The sequence below is a fragment of the Streptomyces sp. CB01373 genome, assembly GCF_002803075.1.
Classification (GTDB): Bacteria; Actinomycetota; Actinomycetes; order Streptomycetales; family Streptomycetaceae; genus Streptomyces.
The window spans coordinates 170,197-185,030 of sequence record NZ_NNBK01000008.1 but is presented as its reverse complement, the minus strand read 5'-3'; the positions used below and the strand labels follow the sequence as shown (position 1 = coordinate 185,030).

14 protein-coding genes and 1 riboswitch are annotated in these 14,834 nt (G+C 71.6%); of the genes, 6 read left to right on the top strand and 8 right to left on the bottom strand.

The window, feature by feature from the left end:
* Positions 1 to 4 precede the first annotated feature (4 nt).
* Together CG719_RS14545 and CG719_RS14540 are read right to left on the bottom strand one after the other, a co-directional pair.
* A complete protein-coding gene (locus tag CG719_RS14545) occupies positions 5 to 1,435 on the bottom strand; it encodes an alpha,alpha-trehalose-phosphate synthase (UDP-forming) (RefSeq protein WP_100569032.1) in 1,431 nt (476 codons plus the stop codon).
* Positions 1,436 to 1,518: 83 nt separating this feature from the next.
* On the bottom strand, positions 1,519 to 2,490 hold the full coding sequence (locus CG719_RS14540) for a glucosyl-3-phosphoglycerate synthase (protein ID WP_100569031.1): 972 nt from the start codon (positions 2,488 to 2,490) through the stop codon (positions 1,519 to 1,521).
* 158 nt (positions 2,491 to 2,648) lie between these two features.
* Positions 2,649 to 2,818, top strand: a riboswitch (SAM riboswitch).
* 18 nt (positions 2,819 to 2,836) lie between these two features.
* Here CG719_RS14540 and thrC point away from each other — a divergent pair.
* The 6 genes from thrC (at position 2,837) to CG719_RS14510 (ending at position 10,029) form a co-directional block, all read left to right on the top strand.
* Complete coding sequence (thrC, locus tag CG719_RS14535; RefSeq protein ID WP_100569030.1) at positions 2,837 to 4,120, top strand: threonine synthase; 1,284 nt, start codon at positions 2,837 to 2,839, stop codon at positions 4,118 to 4,120.
* Positions 4,117 to 4,392 carry a MoaD/ThiS family protein gene (locus CG719_RS14530; RefSeq protein WP_100569029.1) on the top strand — a complete coding sequence of 92 codons (276 nt, stop codon included), beginning with the start codon at positions 4,117 to 4,119 and terminating at the stop codon, positions 4,390 to 4,392. The genes thrC and CG719_RS14530 overlap by 4 nt, the downstream gene beginning before the upstream one ends.
* A gap of 430 nt (positions 4,393 to 4,822) precedes the next feature.
* The gene (locus tag CG719_RS14525) at positions 4,823 to 5,026 is read left to right on the top strand and encodes a cold-shock protein (RefSeq protein ID WP_004986573.1); all 204 of its coding nucleotides are present in this window, start codon (positions 4,823 to 4,825) and stop codon (positions 5,024 to 5,026) included.
* A 372-nt stretch (positions 5,027 to 5,398) separates the two neighbouring features.
* The gene (gene groL, locus CG719_RS14520; RefSeq protein ID WP_100569028.1) at positions 5,399 to 7,021 is read left to right on the top strand and encodes a chaperonin GroEL; all 1,623 of its coding nucleotides are present in this window, start codon (positions 5,399 to 5,401) and stop codon (positions 7,019 to 7,021) included.
* A gap of 200 nt (positions 7,022 to 7,221) precedes the next feature.
* On the top strand, positions 7,222 to 8,358 hold the full coding sequence (locus CG719_RS14515) for an NADH:flavin oxidoreductase (protein WP_100569027.1): 1,137 nt from the start codon (positions 7,222 to 7,224) through the stop codon (positions 8,356 to 8,358).
* A 195-nt stretch (positions 8,359 to 8,553) separates the two neighbouring features.
* A complete protein-coding gene (locus CG719_RS14510; RefSeq protein WP_100569026.1) occupies positions 8,554 to 10,029 on the top strand; it encodes an MFS transporter in 1,476 nt (491 codons plus the stop codon).
* A 16-nt stretch (positions 10,030 to 10,045) separates the two neighbouring features.
* Here the strand turns inward: CG719_RS14510 and CG719_RS14505 are convergent, their stop codons facing one another.
* From CG719_RS14505 to CG719_RS14480, 6 genes are all read right to left on the bottom strand, one after another.
* Positions 10,046 to 10,684: a hypothetical protein gene (locus tag CG719_RS14505; RefSeq protein WP_100569025.1), complete on the bottom strand. Its 639-nt coding sequence runs from the start codon at positions 10,682 to 10,684 to the stop codon at positions 10,046 to 10,048.
* An 88-nt stretch (positions 10,685 to 10,772) separates the two neighbouring features.
* Positions 10,773 to 11,708, bottom strand: a complete 936-nt coding sequence (gene murQ / locus CG719_RS14500; protein WP_100569024.1) for an N-acetylmuramic acid 6-phosphate etherase — start codon at positions 11,706 to 11,708, stop codon at positions 10,773 to 10,775.
* Between the two features lie 95 nt (positions 11,709 to 11,803).
* On the bottom strand, positions 11,804 to 12,748 hold the full coding sequence (locus tag CG719_RS14495; RefSeq protein ID WP_100569023.1) for a MurR/RpiR family transcriptional regulator: 945 nt from the start codon (positions 12,746 to 12,748) through the stop codon (positions 11,804 to 11,806).
* Between the two features lie 73 nt (positions 12,749 to 12,821).
* A complete protein-coding gene (locus CG719_RS14490; RefSeq protein ID WP_100569022.1) occupies positions 12,822 to 13,589 on the bottom strand; it encodes a hypothetical protein in 768 nt (255 codons plus the stop codon).
* On the bottom strand, positions 13,586 to 14,608 hold the full coding sequence (locus CG719_RS14485; RefSeq protein ID WP_100569021.1) for an ABC transporter ATP-binding protein: 1,023 nt from the start codon (positions 14,606 to 14,608) through the stop codon (positions 13,586 to 13,588). Before CG719_RS14485 ends, CG719_RS14490 begins: the two co-directional genes overlap by 4 nt.
* Positions 14,605 to 14,823, bottom strand: a complete 219-nt coding sequence (locus CG719_RS14480) for a PLD nuclease N-terminal domain-containing protein (RefSeq protein ID WP_100569020.1) — start codon at positions 14,821 to 14,823, stop codon at positions 14,605 to 14,607. Before CG719_RS14480 ends, CG719_RS14485 begins: the two co-directional genes overlap by 4 nt.
* Between the last annotated feature and the right edge of the window lie 11 nt (positions 14,824 to 14,834).

The following is a 14,834-nucleotide window of genomic DNA, read 5'->3' as shown; positions in this document are numbered from 1 at the left end:
CCGCTCAGCCGCCCAGTTCCTGGAGCTGGTCCAGGAACCACTGGGCGGGCGGCAGCGCGGTCGCGGCCGCGGCCAGCCGCTTCGTCCGCTCCGCCCGCTCGGAACCCGGCATGTTCAGCGCCCGGTGCAGTGCCCCGGCCGTCCCCACCACGTCGTACGGATTGACGACGACCGCGTCCTCGCCCAGCTCGGCATACGCCCCCGCTTCCCGCGACAGCACCAGCGCGCACCCCGAGTCGGAGACGACCGGCACCTCCTTGGCGACCAGGTTCATCCCGTCCCGGATGGGGTTGACCAGCGCCACGTCGGCGATCCGGTACGCCGCGAGCGACCGCGCGAAGTCGTCCTCCACGTGCAGCAGGACGGGGGTCCAGCCGGGCGTCCCGTACCGGGCGTTGATCTCCTCGGCCACCCGCCGCACCTGTTCCGTGTACTCCCGGTACACCGCGAGGTCCTGCCGCGAGGGGTAGGCGAACGCCACGTGCACCACCCGCTCGCGCCACTGCGGGCGCTCCTCCAGCAGCTCCCGGTACGCGTGCAGCCCCCGCACGATGTTCTTGGACAGCTCGGTCCGGTCCACCCGCACGATCGTCCGGCGGGGGCCACCGTCCGGTCCGGTGCCGATCTCCTCGCGCAGCGCCGCCATCCGCTCCTCGACGTCGGCCCGGTGCGACCGCTCCCGCAGGAACTCCGCGTCCGCGCCCAGCCCGTGCACCCCGATCCGGGTGCCCCCGAGCCCGCCGACGAGCGCGTCGCAGCACCCGGCGAACGCGTCGGCCCACCGCTGGGTGAGGAAGCCCAGCCGGTCCGCGCCCAGCATTCCGCGCAGCACCTGCTCGGCGATGTCGTCGGGGAGGATCCGGAAGTAGTCCGCCGGCGCCCACGGCGTGTGCGAGAAGTGCCCGATGCGCACATCGGGCCGGAAATCGCGCAGCATCCCCGGCACGAGCGTCAGGTGGTAGTCCTGCACCACCACGGCCGCCCCCTCGGCCGCCTCCTCCGCGAGCGCCTCGGCGAAGGCCAGGTTGTAGGCCTCGTAGGACTTCCACAGGCGCCGGAACCCGGCGTCGAAGACCGGCTCCAGCGGCGTCTGGTACAGCATGTGGTGGACGAACCACAGCACCGAGTTGGCGATGCCGTTGTAGGCGTCGGAGAAGACCCGCGCGTCGATGTCGAGCATCCGCACCTGCTGCCCGCCGGTCGCCTCCGACGGCAGCCGGCGCCCGCCCTCGAAGCGGCCCGCCGCCTCCCGGTCGGCGTCACTCAGCGCGGCGCACACCCACACCGCCCCCGCCTCCGGGCCGATCGCGGAGAGTCCGGACACCAGCCCTCCGCCTCCGCGCCGGGAGTGGAGCGAGCCGTCCTCGCGCACCTGATACGAAACCGGGCCGCGATTGGACGCGACCAGCACCTCGGCACCGTGCGTAGAAGCCATAAGCCTCAACCTAGCCCGGCCCCGAAACGCTCAAACGTACGGTTCCGCTTCGTAGCCGCCGGAAAGCGGGCGAGGCCGGTGTTTCACGCCACCTGCCGGGCCGCGTACTCCGCGACCTCGGCCATCGGCGGACGCTCTTCGGTGTCCACGGGGTGCGTCCGCGGCTCGAAGCCGTTCTCGCCGCGCTCGAACTGGGTGAGCCGGGGGCGCACGAGATGGCCGCGGGCCAGGCGGAGCTGGGCGGTGCGGTAGATCGCGGCGGCCATCCTGCCGAGCGCCTGCCCGTCCTGGTGCCGGTGCCTGCGCACCCCGACGTCGACCTGCGCGAGCGCGTCCAGGCCCACCAGGTGCAGCGCGTCGACCAGCATGCCCAGCTCGACGCCGTAGCCGACCGGGAAGGGCAGCTGTTCGAGGAGTGAGCGGCGGGCCGCGTACTCGCCGCCGAGCGGCTGCACGAAGCCGGCGAGCTGCGGCCAGTGCATGTTGAGCAGCGGGCGCGCCATCAGCTCGGTGACCCGTCCGCCCTGCCCGGCGGCGGCCGAGGCGGAGGCGTCCTGGCCGGGCACGGTGAAGGGACGGTCGTACATCGCCTTGACCAGGTCGACGTCCCGTTCGGTGAGCAGCGGGCCCACGATGCCGGTGACGAAGTCGGAGGAGAACTCCCGCAGATCGGCGTCGACGAAGCAGATGACGTCCCCGCGGGTGACGAGCAGGGAGCGCCACAGCACCTCGCCCTTGCCCGGCACCGCGGGCAGACGCGGCAGGATCTCGTCGCGGCGCACCACCCGGGCGCCCGCGGCGGCGGCCACCTCGAAGGTGCGGTCGGTGGAGCCCGAGTCGACGACGACGATCTCGTCGACGAGCGGCGCCCGCTCCACCAGGTCGCGGCGGATCACCGCGACGATGTCGCCGACCGTCGCCTCCTCGTTCAGCGCGGGCAGCACCACGGAGACCGACTGACCGGTGCGCTGCTTGGCCGCCAGGATCTGGTGCAGCGACCGGTCGGCGACGGACCAGGAGCGGGTGGCCAGCCAGCGCTCGACTTCTTCCAGCACGGTCAGCGGCTCCTCACTGTCGTCCCGCGACTGTCGTCTCGCGGTGTCGTCTCGCGGTTCGGACGACCGTCTCCGCCGTCCTGGCCTTCCGTTACAGTCTTGAACAACGCGGACGACCATCCCATGCCGGGGGTCACCTCCGCCTCACAACCGAATACAGCTCATCCAGAGGGGCAGAGGGACACGGCCCGATGAAGCCCCGGCAACCCTCCAGCCGGTTCTCGTATCGACTGCTGTGCGCGCACAGCCGATCGTCTTCGCGAGGCTCCCGGCTAGGGAAGGTGCCAAATCCGTCTCACGGCGAGATGCGTCGTGAGGAAGATGAGGAGAAAGGGCCTCGCCTCACATGGCTGTGCAGACTGTTGCAAGCAGCACCGATTCCACCGTGGACCTCGGCCCCGCCGCGGCACTGAGCTGTCGCGAGTGCGGTCACCGCGTCCCTCTCGGCCCGGTCTTCGCCTGCGAGGAGTGTTTCGGCCCGCTGGAGATCGCCTACGACTTCTCGGCCTACGACACCGAGGAGCTGCGCAAGCGGATCGAAGCGGGCCCCGCGAACATCTGGCGCTACGCGCCGCTGCTGCCCGTCCCCGCGGACGTCGCCGGCAAGCCGAACCTGAACCCGGGCTGGACCAAGCTCGTCCGGGCCGACCGCCTCGCCGGTGAACTGGGCGTGACCGGCGGGCTGTACGTGAAGGACGACTCCGGCAACCCGACGCACTCCTTCAAGGACCGCGTGGTCGCCCAGGCGCTGGAGGCGGCCCGCGCCTTCGGCTTCACCACGCTCTCCTGCTCCTCGACCGGCAACCTGGCCGGTGCCGTCGGCGCCGCGGCCGCCCGTGCCGGACTGCGCTCCTGCGTGTTCATCCCGCACGACCTGGAGCAGGGCAAGATCGTGATGGCCGCGATCTACGGCGGCGAACTCGTCGGCATCGAGGGCAACTACGACGACGTGAACCGCTTCTGCTCCGAGCTGATCGGCGATCCGGCCGGCGAGGGCTGGGGCTTCGTCAACGTCAACCTGCGGCCGTACTACGCCGAGGGCTCCAAGACGCTGGCGTACGAGATCTGCGAGCAGCTCGGCTGGCGGCTGCCGGACCAGATCGTCGTCCCGATCGCCTCGGGCTCCCAGCTCACCAAGGTCGACAAGGGCCTGCGGGAGCTGATCGAGCTGGGGCTGGTCGAGGACAAGCCGTACAAGATCTTCGGCGCCCAGGCCGAGGGCTGCTCGCCGGTGTCCACCGCCTTCAAGGCCGGCCACGACGTCGTGCGGCCGCAGAAGCCGAACACGATCGCCAAGTCCCTGGCCATCGGCAACCCGGCCGACGGCCCGTACGTCCTGGACATCGCGCGCCGTACCGGCGGCGCGGTGGAGGACGTGACCGACGAGCAGGTCGTCGACGCGATCAAGCTGCTGGCGCGGACCGAGGGCATCTTCGCCGAGACCGCGGGCGGTGTGACGGTCGGCGTGACGAGGAAGCTGGTCGAGAACGGCGTCCTCGACCCGACGAAGACGACCGTCGTCCTCAACACCGGCGACGGGCTGAAGACCCTGGACGCGGTGGCCGGCACCGGCCTGACCGCGACGATCCGTCCGACCCTGGACTCCTTCCGAGAGGCTGGCCTGGCATGAGCGTGACCGTCCGCATCCCCACCATCCTGCGCACCTACACCGGCGGGCGGGCCGAGGTGAGCGCCGAGGGCGCGACCCTGTCCGACGTCATCTCGGACCTGGAGAAGAACCACACGGGCATCGCGGCCCGGGTCCTGGACGACCAGGGCAAGCTGCGCCGCTTCGTCAACGTGTACGTCAACGACGACGACGTCCGGTTCGAGCAGGGCCTTCAGACGGCCACTCCGGACGGCGCGGGCGTCTCGATCATCCCCGCGGTCGCCGGCGGCTGATCATTACCTTCGGTAATTCCGGTCACGCAGAGTTCACCGGGTTGCCCCTTCCGTAAGAGATACGGAGGGGGCAATTCTGTGTGATTGAACGCGGTAGAGTTGGGGAACGCGCCCTCGGAATCGGAATCCGGGGCCATGGAATCCTGCCGCGGGCCCGGTAAGAAGTAGCCAAAGTCTGCGAGCCTTTTGCGGTATTTGCCTTGTTCGTGGGGCCCGAATTGCCCTGAATTCGCGTGAATTCTTCCTATATTCCGGACCGTGTGCGTCCAGATTTCTCGTCCGATTGACCTGTTGCAGAGGGCAGTTGGGCAGATACATTCGGCCGCGGTCGACGCGTTCCGGCGCACGCCCCCGATTCACGGGGGGTGAGGTCTGACCCGGGTCCGCGAAGTGTGGATCTGTGCAAGGGCCAGTAATAGGGGAGTTAGGCATGGCTCAGGGCACCGTCAAGTGGTTCAACGCGGAGAAGGGGTACGGCTTCATCGCGGTCGACGGTGGTGCGGACGTCTTCGTCCACTACAGCGCGATCCAGATGGACGGCTACCGCACGCTGGAAGAGGGCCAGCGGGTCGAGTTCGAGATCTCGCAGGGCCAGAAGGGTCCGCAGGCCGACATGGTCCGCGTCACGGCCTGAATCGCGCGACCACCGCAAGCGACGTTCTTCTTCGGAAGGGCCCGCACCTCCGCTGCCGGGGTGCGGGCCCTTCGCTGTGCCCGCGCGCCGTCCGGGTGTGCCGGCCTCCGTGCGCCGCTCCCTCGCCGGGCCGGCCCGGCGGTGTCCGCGCGCGGCTGACTGCCCGCCGACCCCCCGAAGGCGCTTGCACTCGAAGGGGTCGAGTGCTAATCATTGGCGTTAGCACTCTGAAGGTGAGAGTGACAACGAAGGACCGAGTCGGTGAGGCCACGGGCCAGGTGGGGCAAGGAACCACCTCAGGCCGGGGCCGTCCGTCGCGGGCGCGGGCGCGGTCCGAAGGAATCACCCCCAGTCCTGGAGGGACCACTTCACATGGCCAAGATCATCGCGTTCGACGAGGAGGCGCGGCGAGGCCTCGAGCGCGGCATGAACCAGCTCGCGGACGCCGTCAAGGTGACCCTCGGCCCCAAGGGCCGCAACGTCGTCCTCGAGAAGAAGTGGGGTGCCCCCACGATCACCAACGACGGTGTCTCCATCGCCAAGGAGATCGAGCTCGAGGACCCGTACGAGAAGATCGGCGCCGAGCTGGTCAAGGAAGTCGCCAAGAAGACGGACGACGTCGCCGGTGACGGTACGACCACCGCGACCGTGCTCGCCCAGGCCCTGGTCAAGGAAGGCCTGCGCAACGTCGCCGCCGGTGCCAACCCGATGGCCCTGAAGCGCGGTATCGAGCGCGCCGTCGAGGCCGTCTCCGCCGCCCTGCTCGACCAGGCCAAGGAGGTCGAGACCAAGGAGCAGATCGCCTCCACCGCCTCCATCTCCGCCGCCGACACCCAGATCGGCGAGCTCATCGCCGAGGCCATGGACAAGGTCGGCAAGGAAGGCGTCATCACCGTCGAGGAGTCGCAGACCTTCGGGCTCGAGCTCGAGCTCACCGAGGGCATGCGCTTCGACAAGGGCTACATCTCCGCCTACTTCGCGACCGACATGGAGCGCATGGAGGCGTCGCTCGAGGACCCGTACATCCTCATCGCCAACTCCAAGATCTCCTCGGTCAAGGACCTGCTCCCGCTCCTGGAGAAGGTCATGCAGTCGGGCAAGCCGCTGCTGATCATCGCCGAGGACGTCGAGGGCGAGGCCCTGTCGACCCTGGTCGTCAACAAGATCCGCGGCACCTTCAAGTCCGTCGCCGTCAAGGCCCCGGGCTTCGGCGACCGCCGCAAGGCCATGCTCGGCGACATCGCCATCCTCACGGGCGGCGAGGTCATCTCCGAGGAGGTCGGCCTCAAGCTGGAGAACGCGACCGTGGACCTCCTCGGCCGCGCCCGCAAGGTCGTCATCACCAAGGACGAGACCACCATCGTCGACGGTGCCGGCTCCTCCGAGCAGGTCAACGGCCGGGTGAACCAGATCCGCGCCGAGATCGAGAACAGCGACTCGGACTACGACCGCGAGAAGCTGCAGGAGCGCCTGGCGAAGCTCGCCGGCGGTGTCGCGGTCATCAAGGCCGGTGCCGCCACCGAGGTGGAGCTCAAGGAGCGCAAGCACCGCATCGAGGACGCCGTGCGCAACGCCAAGGCGGCCGTCGAGGAGGGCATCGTCGCCGGTGGTGGCGTGGCTCTGCTGCAGTCCACCAGCGTCTTCGACAAGCTGGAGCTCGAGGGTGACGAGGCGACCGGCGCCAACGCCGTGAAGCTCGCCCTGGAGGCCCCGCTGAAGCAGATCGCCGTCAACGGTGGTCTCGAGGGCGGCGTCGTCGTGGAGAAGGTGCGCAACCTGGCCGTCGGCCACGGTCTGAACGCCGCCACCGGCGAGTACGTCGACATGATCGCCGAGGGCATCATCGACCCGGCGAAGGTGACCCGTTCCGCGCTGCAGAACGCCGCCTCCATCGCCGCGCTGTTCCTCACCACCGAGGCCGTCATCGCCGACAAGCCGGAGAAGGCCGGCGCGCCGGCCGGCGGCGGCATGCCGGGCGGTGACATGGACTTCTGATCCCTCAAAGGATCGGATCCGTCCTTCACGTACCGAGGGCGGTACTCCCTGGAGACAGGGGGTGCCGCCCTCGGGCGTGTTCCGGGTCACAGGAGTGGATCGGTGGAATGTCGTGGCCGGTGGGGCAGTTGACGCCGGTGCCCGGCCGGCGTGCGTGCGTGCCAGCCGGTACCTGACACGATTTCGAGGAGCCCCCCACCGTGACCGTCACCGCTTCCGAATCCGGGTCCGCGTCCCGCGCGGCCGAGATCCTCTCCCGCCCCGTCACGCTGAACGGCCTCACCGTCCCCAACCGGATCGTGATGGCGCCGATGACCCGGATGTTCTCGCCGGGCGGCGTCCCCGGCGAGGACGTGCTGTCGTACTACGCCCGCCGCGCCGCCGCAGGTGTCGGCCTGATCGTCACCGAGGGCACCTACGTGGGGCACGACTCGGCCGGGCAGAGCGACCGCGTGCCGCGCTTCCACGGCGAGGAGCAGCTCGCAGGCTGGGCGAAGGTCGCCGAGGCCGTGCACGCGGCGGGCGGCACGATCGTGCCCCAGCTCTGGCACATCGGCATGGTCCGCAAGCCGGGCCAGCAGCCGTTCCCCGAGGCGCCCGCCGTGGGCCCCTCCGGGCTGCGCATCGGCGAGTCCGAGGTGACCGGCAGGGCGATGACGCGGACCGACCTGGACGACGTCATCGGCGCGTTCGCCGAGGCGGCCGCCGCCGCGGAGCGCATCGGCTTCGACGGCGTGGAACTGCACGGCGCCCACGGCTACCTGCTCGACCAGTTCCTCTGGGCGGGCACCAACCGCCGCACCGACGCCTACGGCGGCGACGCGGTGGCCCGTACGAAGTTCGCGGCGGAGATCGTGGCGGCGGTGCGCGCGTCCGTCTCGCCCGGCTTCCCGGTCCTCTTCCGGTACTCCCAGTGGAAGTCGGGGGCCTACGACGCCCGTCTGGCCGAGACGCCCGAGGAGCTGGAGGCGATCCTGTCGCCGCTCGCCGCGGCCGGGGTGGACGTCTTCCACGCCTCCACGCGCCGCCACTGGATGCCGGAGTTCGAGGGCTCGGACCTCAACCTCGCGGGCTGGACGAAGAAGCTGACGGGCAAGCAGGCCATCACCGTCGGCTCGGTGGGTCTGGACGGCGACTTCATCAAGGCGTTCAAGGGTGAGGGCGCGGAACTCGGCAGCCTCGACAACCTGCTGGACCGGCTGGAGCGCGACGAGTTCGACCTGGTGGCCGTGGGCCGCGCTCTGCTCCAGGACCCCGAGTGGGCGGCGAAGGTCCTCGGCGGCCGCTTCGACGAGCTGAAGCCGTACGACGCGGCGGCGCTGGAGACGCTGAGCTGAGCTGAGCCGAGTCGCGGGGGCGGCGGCTGCCTGAGGGCGGGCGCCGCCCCTTTTTCTGTGTCTCTTCGGCCCGGCGGGCCGTCCTGACTCTGTCCGGGGGCCTTCCCGGCGGGATTTTCACTTGCTTAAGTCAATCAAGTCCAATTAAAGTTGCCTGAGTCAAGTACACCTGCTCTCCGACGGAGACCTTCCTTCATGTCCGACGCACTCGCACGGCCCGCCGCGGCCGGGCAATCCGCGCCCCGGCCCAACGCCGTCGTGGCCGTACTCGCCTTCGGCGGCATCGTGGTCTCGCTGATGCAGACCCTGGTGATCCCGATCATTCCCGAGCTGCCCCAGCTCCTGCACGCCTCGGCGTCGGACACCGTCTGGGCCGTCACCGCCACGCTGCTCGCCGCGGCCGTGGCCACCCCGGTCATGGGCCGCCTCGGCGACATGTACGGCAAGCGCCGCATGCTCCTGCTGAGCCTGGCCATGCTGGTGGCCGGCTCGGTCACGGCCGCGCTGAGCGACTCACTGACGCCAATGATCGTCGGCCGGGCCCTGCAGGGCCTCGCCTCCGGCGTCATCCCGCTCGGCATCAGCATCATGCGCGACGAACTGCCCGCCGAGCGGCTCGGTTCGGCGACCGCGATGATCAGTGCCTCGCTCGGTGTCGGCGGCGCCCTCGGACTGCCCGCCGCCGCGCTGATCGCCGAGAACCTCAACTGGCACATGCTGTTCTGGGTCTCGGCCGGCCTGGGCGTCGTGGCGGCGGCACTGGTGCTGGGCTTCGTGCCCGAGTCGGCGGTGCGCACCGGCGGCCGCTTCGACCTTCCCGGCGCGATCGGTATGGCGGTGGGCCTGGTCTGCCTGCTGCTGGCGATCTCCAAGGGCGCCGACTGGGGCTGGGGCAGCGGCACGACCCTGGGCCTGCTCGCGGCGGCGGTCGTGGTCCTGGTCGTCTGGGGCCTCTTCGAACTGCGCGTCGAGGAGCCCCTGGTGGACCTGCGCACCACGGCCCGCCGCCAGGTGCTGGTGACCAACCTCGCCTCGGTGGCCATCGGCTTCGCGATGTTCTCGATGTCCCTGGTCATCCCGCAGCTGCTGCAACTGCCCGAGCAGACCGGCTACGGCCTCGGCAGGTCGCTGCTGGCGTCCGGCCTGGTCATGGCGCCCTCCGGCCTGGTGATGATGGCCGTCGCCCCGGTGTCGGCGATCATCTCGCGGACCAGGGGCCCCAAGGTGACGCTGATGATCGGCGCGCTGATCGTGGCCGCCGGCTACGGCCTCAACATCGCCCTGATGAGCGAGGTCTGGCACTTCGTCCTGACGTCCTGCGTGATCGGCGCCGGTATCGGCTTCACCTACGGCTCGATGCCCGCGCTCATCATGAGCGCCGTCCCCGCCTCCGAGACGGGCGCGGCGAACAGCCTCAACACCCTGATGCGCTCGATCGGCACGTCGGTCGCCAGCGCGGTCGCGGGCGTGGTCCTGTCCCACATGACCACCGCGTTCGGCCCCTACCAGCTGCCCTCCGAGAACGGCTTCCGCACGGTCCTCGCCGTGGGCGGCGGCGCCGCGCTGCTCGGATTCCTGGTCGCGTCCTTCATCCCGCGCCCGCGCCCCGCGGGGCCGGGGGAGCCGGCGGCGGCCGGTGAGCCCGCGCCCGCCGGGGCGAAGGTGCCGTAGGCACCGGCCCCACGCCCTACGGGTTGCCGGGGTTGCCGGGGTTGCCGGGGTTGCCCGGGTTGGCCGGGTTGGCCGGGTTGCTCATGGGTTCGATGTCGGTCCGCGCCGGATGGCCCCAGATCCGCACCACCTCGTAGTCCGTGAACTCGTGCACGAGCCGGTAGGCGGGCGCGGCGCGCGGGGCCCGGCGCCGGGCGGCGATGAACAGCTCGGCCTCGCGCCGGTCCCGGCGCGGGGTCCCGCACAACTGCCACTCCCGCCCGTTCCACAGCTCCGGCAGCCACCGCTGCTGGGGCTGCGGCCGGTCCTCGCGGACGCCGTAGCGGGACGGGGCGGAGGCGGCGGGCCCGGCGGCGCGGCGCGCGTACGAGGCGTACGCCCCGTCGACCTCGGAGCGGCGGGCGGCCCGGCGCCGGGTCTCGCACAGCAGACACAGGTCGGGCGCGCTCTCGTCGACGGGCCCGTTCGGATGCTCGGGGCACCGGGTGGCGGGCGCGGCCGTCGTGACGGTCTCGTCCAGCAGGTCGAGAGCGCGCCGGAGGTCCGCCTTGACCTCGTGGAGCCTGGCGTCGGGCGTCTCGGCGGAGAGCGCCTCGCCGTGCTCGCCGAGCAGACGCAGTGCCCGCCCGAGGGCGGTGAGCTGGGCGTGGTTCATGGTGTCCTCCAGCGTAGGGCGCCCCGGCCGGTGGGGGAGCCCCCGGTCCGTCCATGCGCTCCCGCCGCTGGTCACAGGCCCGCCGGGCTCAGTCCTTCGCCCGCTCCAGTGCCGCGCGCAGATGGCCGTCGGACTGCTCCAGGAGGCGGGTCGCCGTGGGGCCGTCGAGGTCGGTGAGGAGGGTGAGGATGGCGGTCTTCACCTCGCCGTCCGCGGCCGCGAGGGCCTGTTCGATGTCGTCGTCCGGCGCGCCCGTGGCCAGGGCGACGATGCGCCGGGAGCGGGCGCGGAGCTTGTCGTTGGAGGCCCGTACGTCGACCATCAGGTTTCCGTAGGTCTTGCCCAGCCGGATCATCGTGATCGTCGAGAGCATGTTGAGGACCAGCTTCTGCGCCGTGCCGGCCTTCAGACGGGTGGAGCCGGTCAGCAGCTCGGGGCCGACGACGACCTCGATGCCGTGCTCGGCGGCGGCCGCCAGCGCGCTGTTCGCGTTGCAGGACAGGCCGACGGTCAGGGCGCCCAGGGCGCGGGCGTGCTCCACCGCGCCGATGGCGTAGGGGGTGCGGCCGGAGGCGGAGACACCCACCACCGTGTCGTCCGGCGTGAGACCGAGGGCGTCGAGCGCCTCTGCCGCCAGCTCCTTGGAGTCCTCGGCGCCCTCGACCGAGGTCACCATGGCCTGCGGGCCGCCCGCGATCACCCCGACGACCTGGGAGGGGCGGGTGTTGAAGGTCGGCGGGCACTCCGAGGCGTCCAGGACCCCCAGCCGTCCGGCGGTGCCCGCGCCGGCGTAGACCAGCCGGCCGCCGCGCGCCATCCGCTCGGCCACCGCGTCGATCGCGGCGGCGATCTGCGGCAGCCGCTCGGCCACTGCGGTGGGCACGGTGGTGTCCTCGGCGTTCATCAGCCGGGCGATCTCCAGCGTCGGCAGCCGGTCGATCTCCGCCAGCTCGGGGCGGAACGCCTCGGTCGTCAGCGACTCCAACTCGGAGCGCAGCTCGCGGTAGTGGGGCGTGGAGGTCATGAGGGGGCGGCTCTCTCGTGCGATGCGGTACGGCTGACCGTGCGGATCCGGGCTTGTTCGGTTCTCGGCTACGAGCGTCGCGAGCGCGGCGAACGCTACGAGCGGTGGGTCCCGCCCCGCGGGCTGTGCCGGTGGGCGAGCGCCTCGTAGGACGCGGCGAGCGCGGGCGCCGCTGTTTCGTACGTCCGCTGTGCTACGCCGACGAACAGGCAGTCCACCACGAGCAGTTGGCTGGTCCGGGAGGACATCGCCGCCGGGCGCAGCTCGCTCTCGCGGGCCGTGGAGGTGGTCAGGACGTGATCGGCGTACTGCGTGACGGGCGCGGTGGGCCGGCCGGTGATGGCGACGGTGGTCGCGCCGCGTTCGAAGGCCACCCGCAGCGGTTCGATCACGTCCCCGGTCGAACCCGAGTGGGTGATGGCGATCGCCACGTCCCCCGCGCGCAGTTGCACCGCGTTGGTGACGGCGAGGTGCGGGTCGCTGTGCGCGTGGGCGACCAGCCCTATGCGCAGCAGTTTCTGGGTGAGGTCCTGGGCGACCAGTCCGGAGGCGCCGATGCCGTAGACGTCGGTGCGGCGGGCGGCGGCCAGCGCGGTGACGGCCGCGCCGAGCTGGATGGTGTCGAGCCCTGCGGCGGTGTCGGCCAGGGTCTGCTGCTCGTCGTAGGCGAGCTTGGCGACGACGTCGGCGATGGGGTCGTCCACCGCGATGTCGGTCGTGATGGCGGGCGCGCGCCCCGACTGCTGCTGGGCGGCCAGGCCCGCGAGGGCCAGGCGCAGGTCCCGGTAACCCGGATAGCCCAGCAGGCGGGCGGTGCGGACGACGGTCGCCTCGCTGGTGCCGGTGAGTTCGGCGAGGCCGGTGACCGTGAGGGCCGCGCAGCCGGCCGGGTCGGCGGCGACGGCCTCGGCGACCCGCTGCATGGAGCGGGTCATCGAGGGCGCGAGCGTGCGCACCTTGGCCGCGAGGGCGGCGGGGGCGGGGGGCGTGAGGCCCGGGGCGCCCACGCCTGCGAAAATTTCCTTCACGTCCTGGGTCACACGATGAAAGGTATTTTCCGTACGGTCGCGGGGTCAAGGCCGCGAGCAGAGGCCCGAAGGCCGGACGCGGACGTCAGCGCACCTCCTTGCGCGCGCCGCGCAGGATCGCCGCCGCCAGGCAGCCGAGCGCCAGCACCACGGCGACGGCCAGGGCCCGTTGCGCCTCGTCGATCGCCGTGTGCCGCAGGAACGCGTCCGGCGCCCGCGTCAGCTCGGTCGGGAGCCAGCGCGACACCCGCGGCACCGCCCCGAGCAGCGGGAGCGTGAACAGCACGAGCAGCGCGTACCCGACGGTGCCGAGCGTGCTGCGCGCCAGCGTCGCGGCCAGTGCCGTGACCGCCACGGCGAACACCAGGTACACCGAACCGACGAGCGCGGTCCTGCCCATGGCCGCCGTACCGGGATTCCCCAGCAGGACGGCCGTCTCGTACCAGGCGGCGAGCAGCCCGGCCAGGTAGCCGCCCACGGCTCCGGCGGCGCTGACCGCGAACCTCGGCACCAGCAGATCGCCGAAGCGCCGGGCGCGCGTGCGGTAGAAGACCGACAGGGCGGTCCCGGCGTCGATCGAGCACGCGTACGCCGCCACGACGACGGTCACGATCAGGCCGATCCCGAGCGCGTTGCCCACGTACTGGACCACACCGTCCGCCGGGACCGGGGGCGGAAAGACGATCTTCACCCGTTGGCCCGAGCTTCCGGCGTGGTTCAGCAGCTCCCCGGAGTACCGGGCGAGCAGCGGCCCGGCGAACCCGAAGAGCACGAAGACGCCCAGCAGTGCGATCAGTCTCTTGGTGCGCAGCAGCCGGAGCCACTCCACCCGCCACAGCGAAAGCTCGTTCACGCCGCACCCGTCCGATCCGCGTCCCGCTGGCCGTCCTTCATGTCCTGTCCGTCCCGCCCGTGCTCCGCGTCCCGTCCCTGCCGTCCGCCGGTCAGGGCGAGGAACGCGGCCTCCAGGTCGGCGTCGACGGGGTGCAGGCTGATCAGAGCGGCGTCCGCCTCGGCGATCGCCTTGGGCAGCCGGCGCTCACCGACCGCCGTGCTCGCCGCCTCGACGCGCACGGACCCGTCCGAGTTCACCGTCACCGAGGTGACCCAGTCCTGCTGCCGCAGCAGTTCGGCCAGCCGCTGCTCGCCGCCCCCGCGCAGCCGCACCTCCCAGGCCGGCTGGAGGAACCGGTCGATCAGATCGCGTACCGGCCCCTGGAACAGGAGCCTGCCCCGGTCGAGCACGCCCACCGTGTCGGCGACCCGCTGGACGTCCGCCAGGACATGGCTGGAGAAGATCACGGTGCGGGTCCGGCCGAGCCCGGCGACCAGGGACAGGACCTCCGCCCGCCCGGACGGGTCGAGCGCGCTGGACGGCTCGTCGAGGATCAGCAGCTCGGGGTCCAGCGCCAACGCCACGGCGAGGCCAAGCCGTTGCTTCATCCCGCGCGAGAAGCCGCCCGTACGCCGGCCGGCCGCCTCGGTCAGGCCGACCTCGGCGAGAACGGCCGCGACCGGGTCGGGGGCGTCCGAGCCGTGGTCGTGCTTCGTACCGCCGCGGCGGCGGCGCCCGTCACGCGCGGCCAGACCGCGGGACTGGCGCACCACCTCCGCCGCGGTGAGCCAGGGTTCGAACTCGGGGGTGTCGGGGCAGACCCCGATCCGTCCCGCGTCGATCGACAGCCGGACCTCGCCCGCGTCGGAGCGGCGCAGACCGGCCACGATGGACAGCAGCGTGGTCTTGCCCGCGCCGTTCGGGCCCACCAGACCGTAGACACCGCCGCGCGGCACCTCCAGGTCCACTCCGTGCAGCCCCGCGCCGTTCCCGTAGTCGCGCACCAGGCCCGCGGTGACCACGGCCGACCCGTTCATCGGTTCTCGCTCCGCCCCGCCACCAGGTAGGCGATCGGGCCCAGGGGGTTCACACACAGGCAGATCAGCACCCAGGCCCAGCGGGGCAGGTGACGCGTGTTCCGGTGCCGCGCGACGTCGACGAGGCAGTACACGAGGAGGGCGAGTTCGGCGACCAGCAGGGGCGCGATCGCGGCCCAGGGGATGTCCGAGGCATGGAGGGTGGAGGCAAGCACGGGACAGTCTT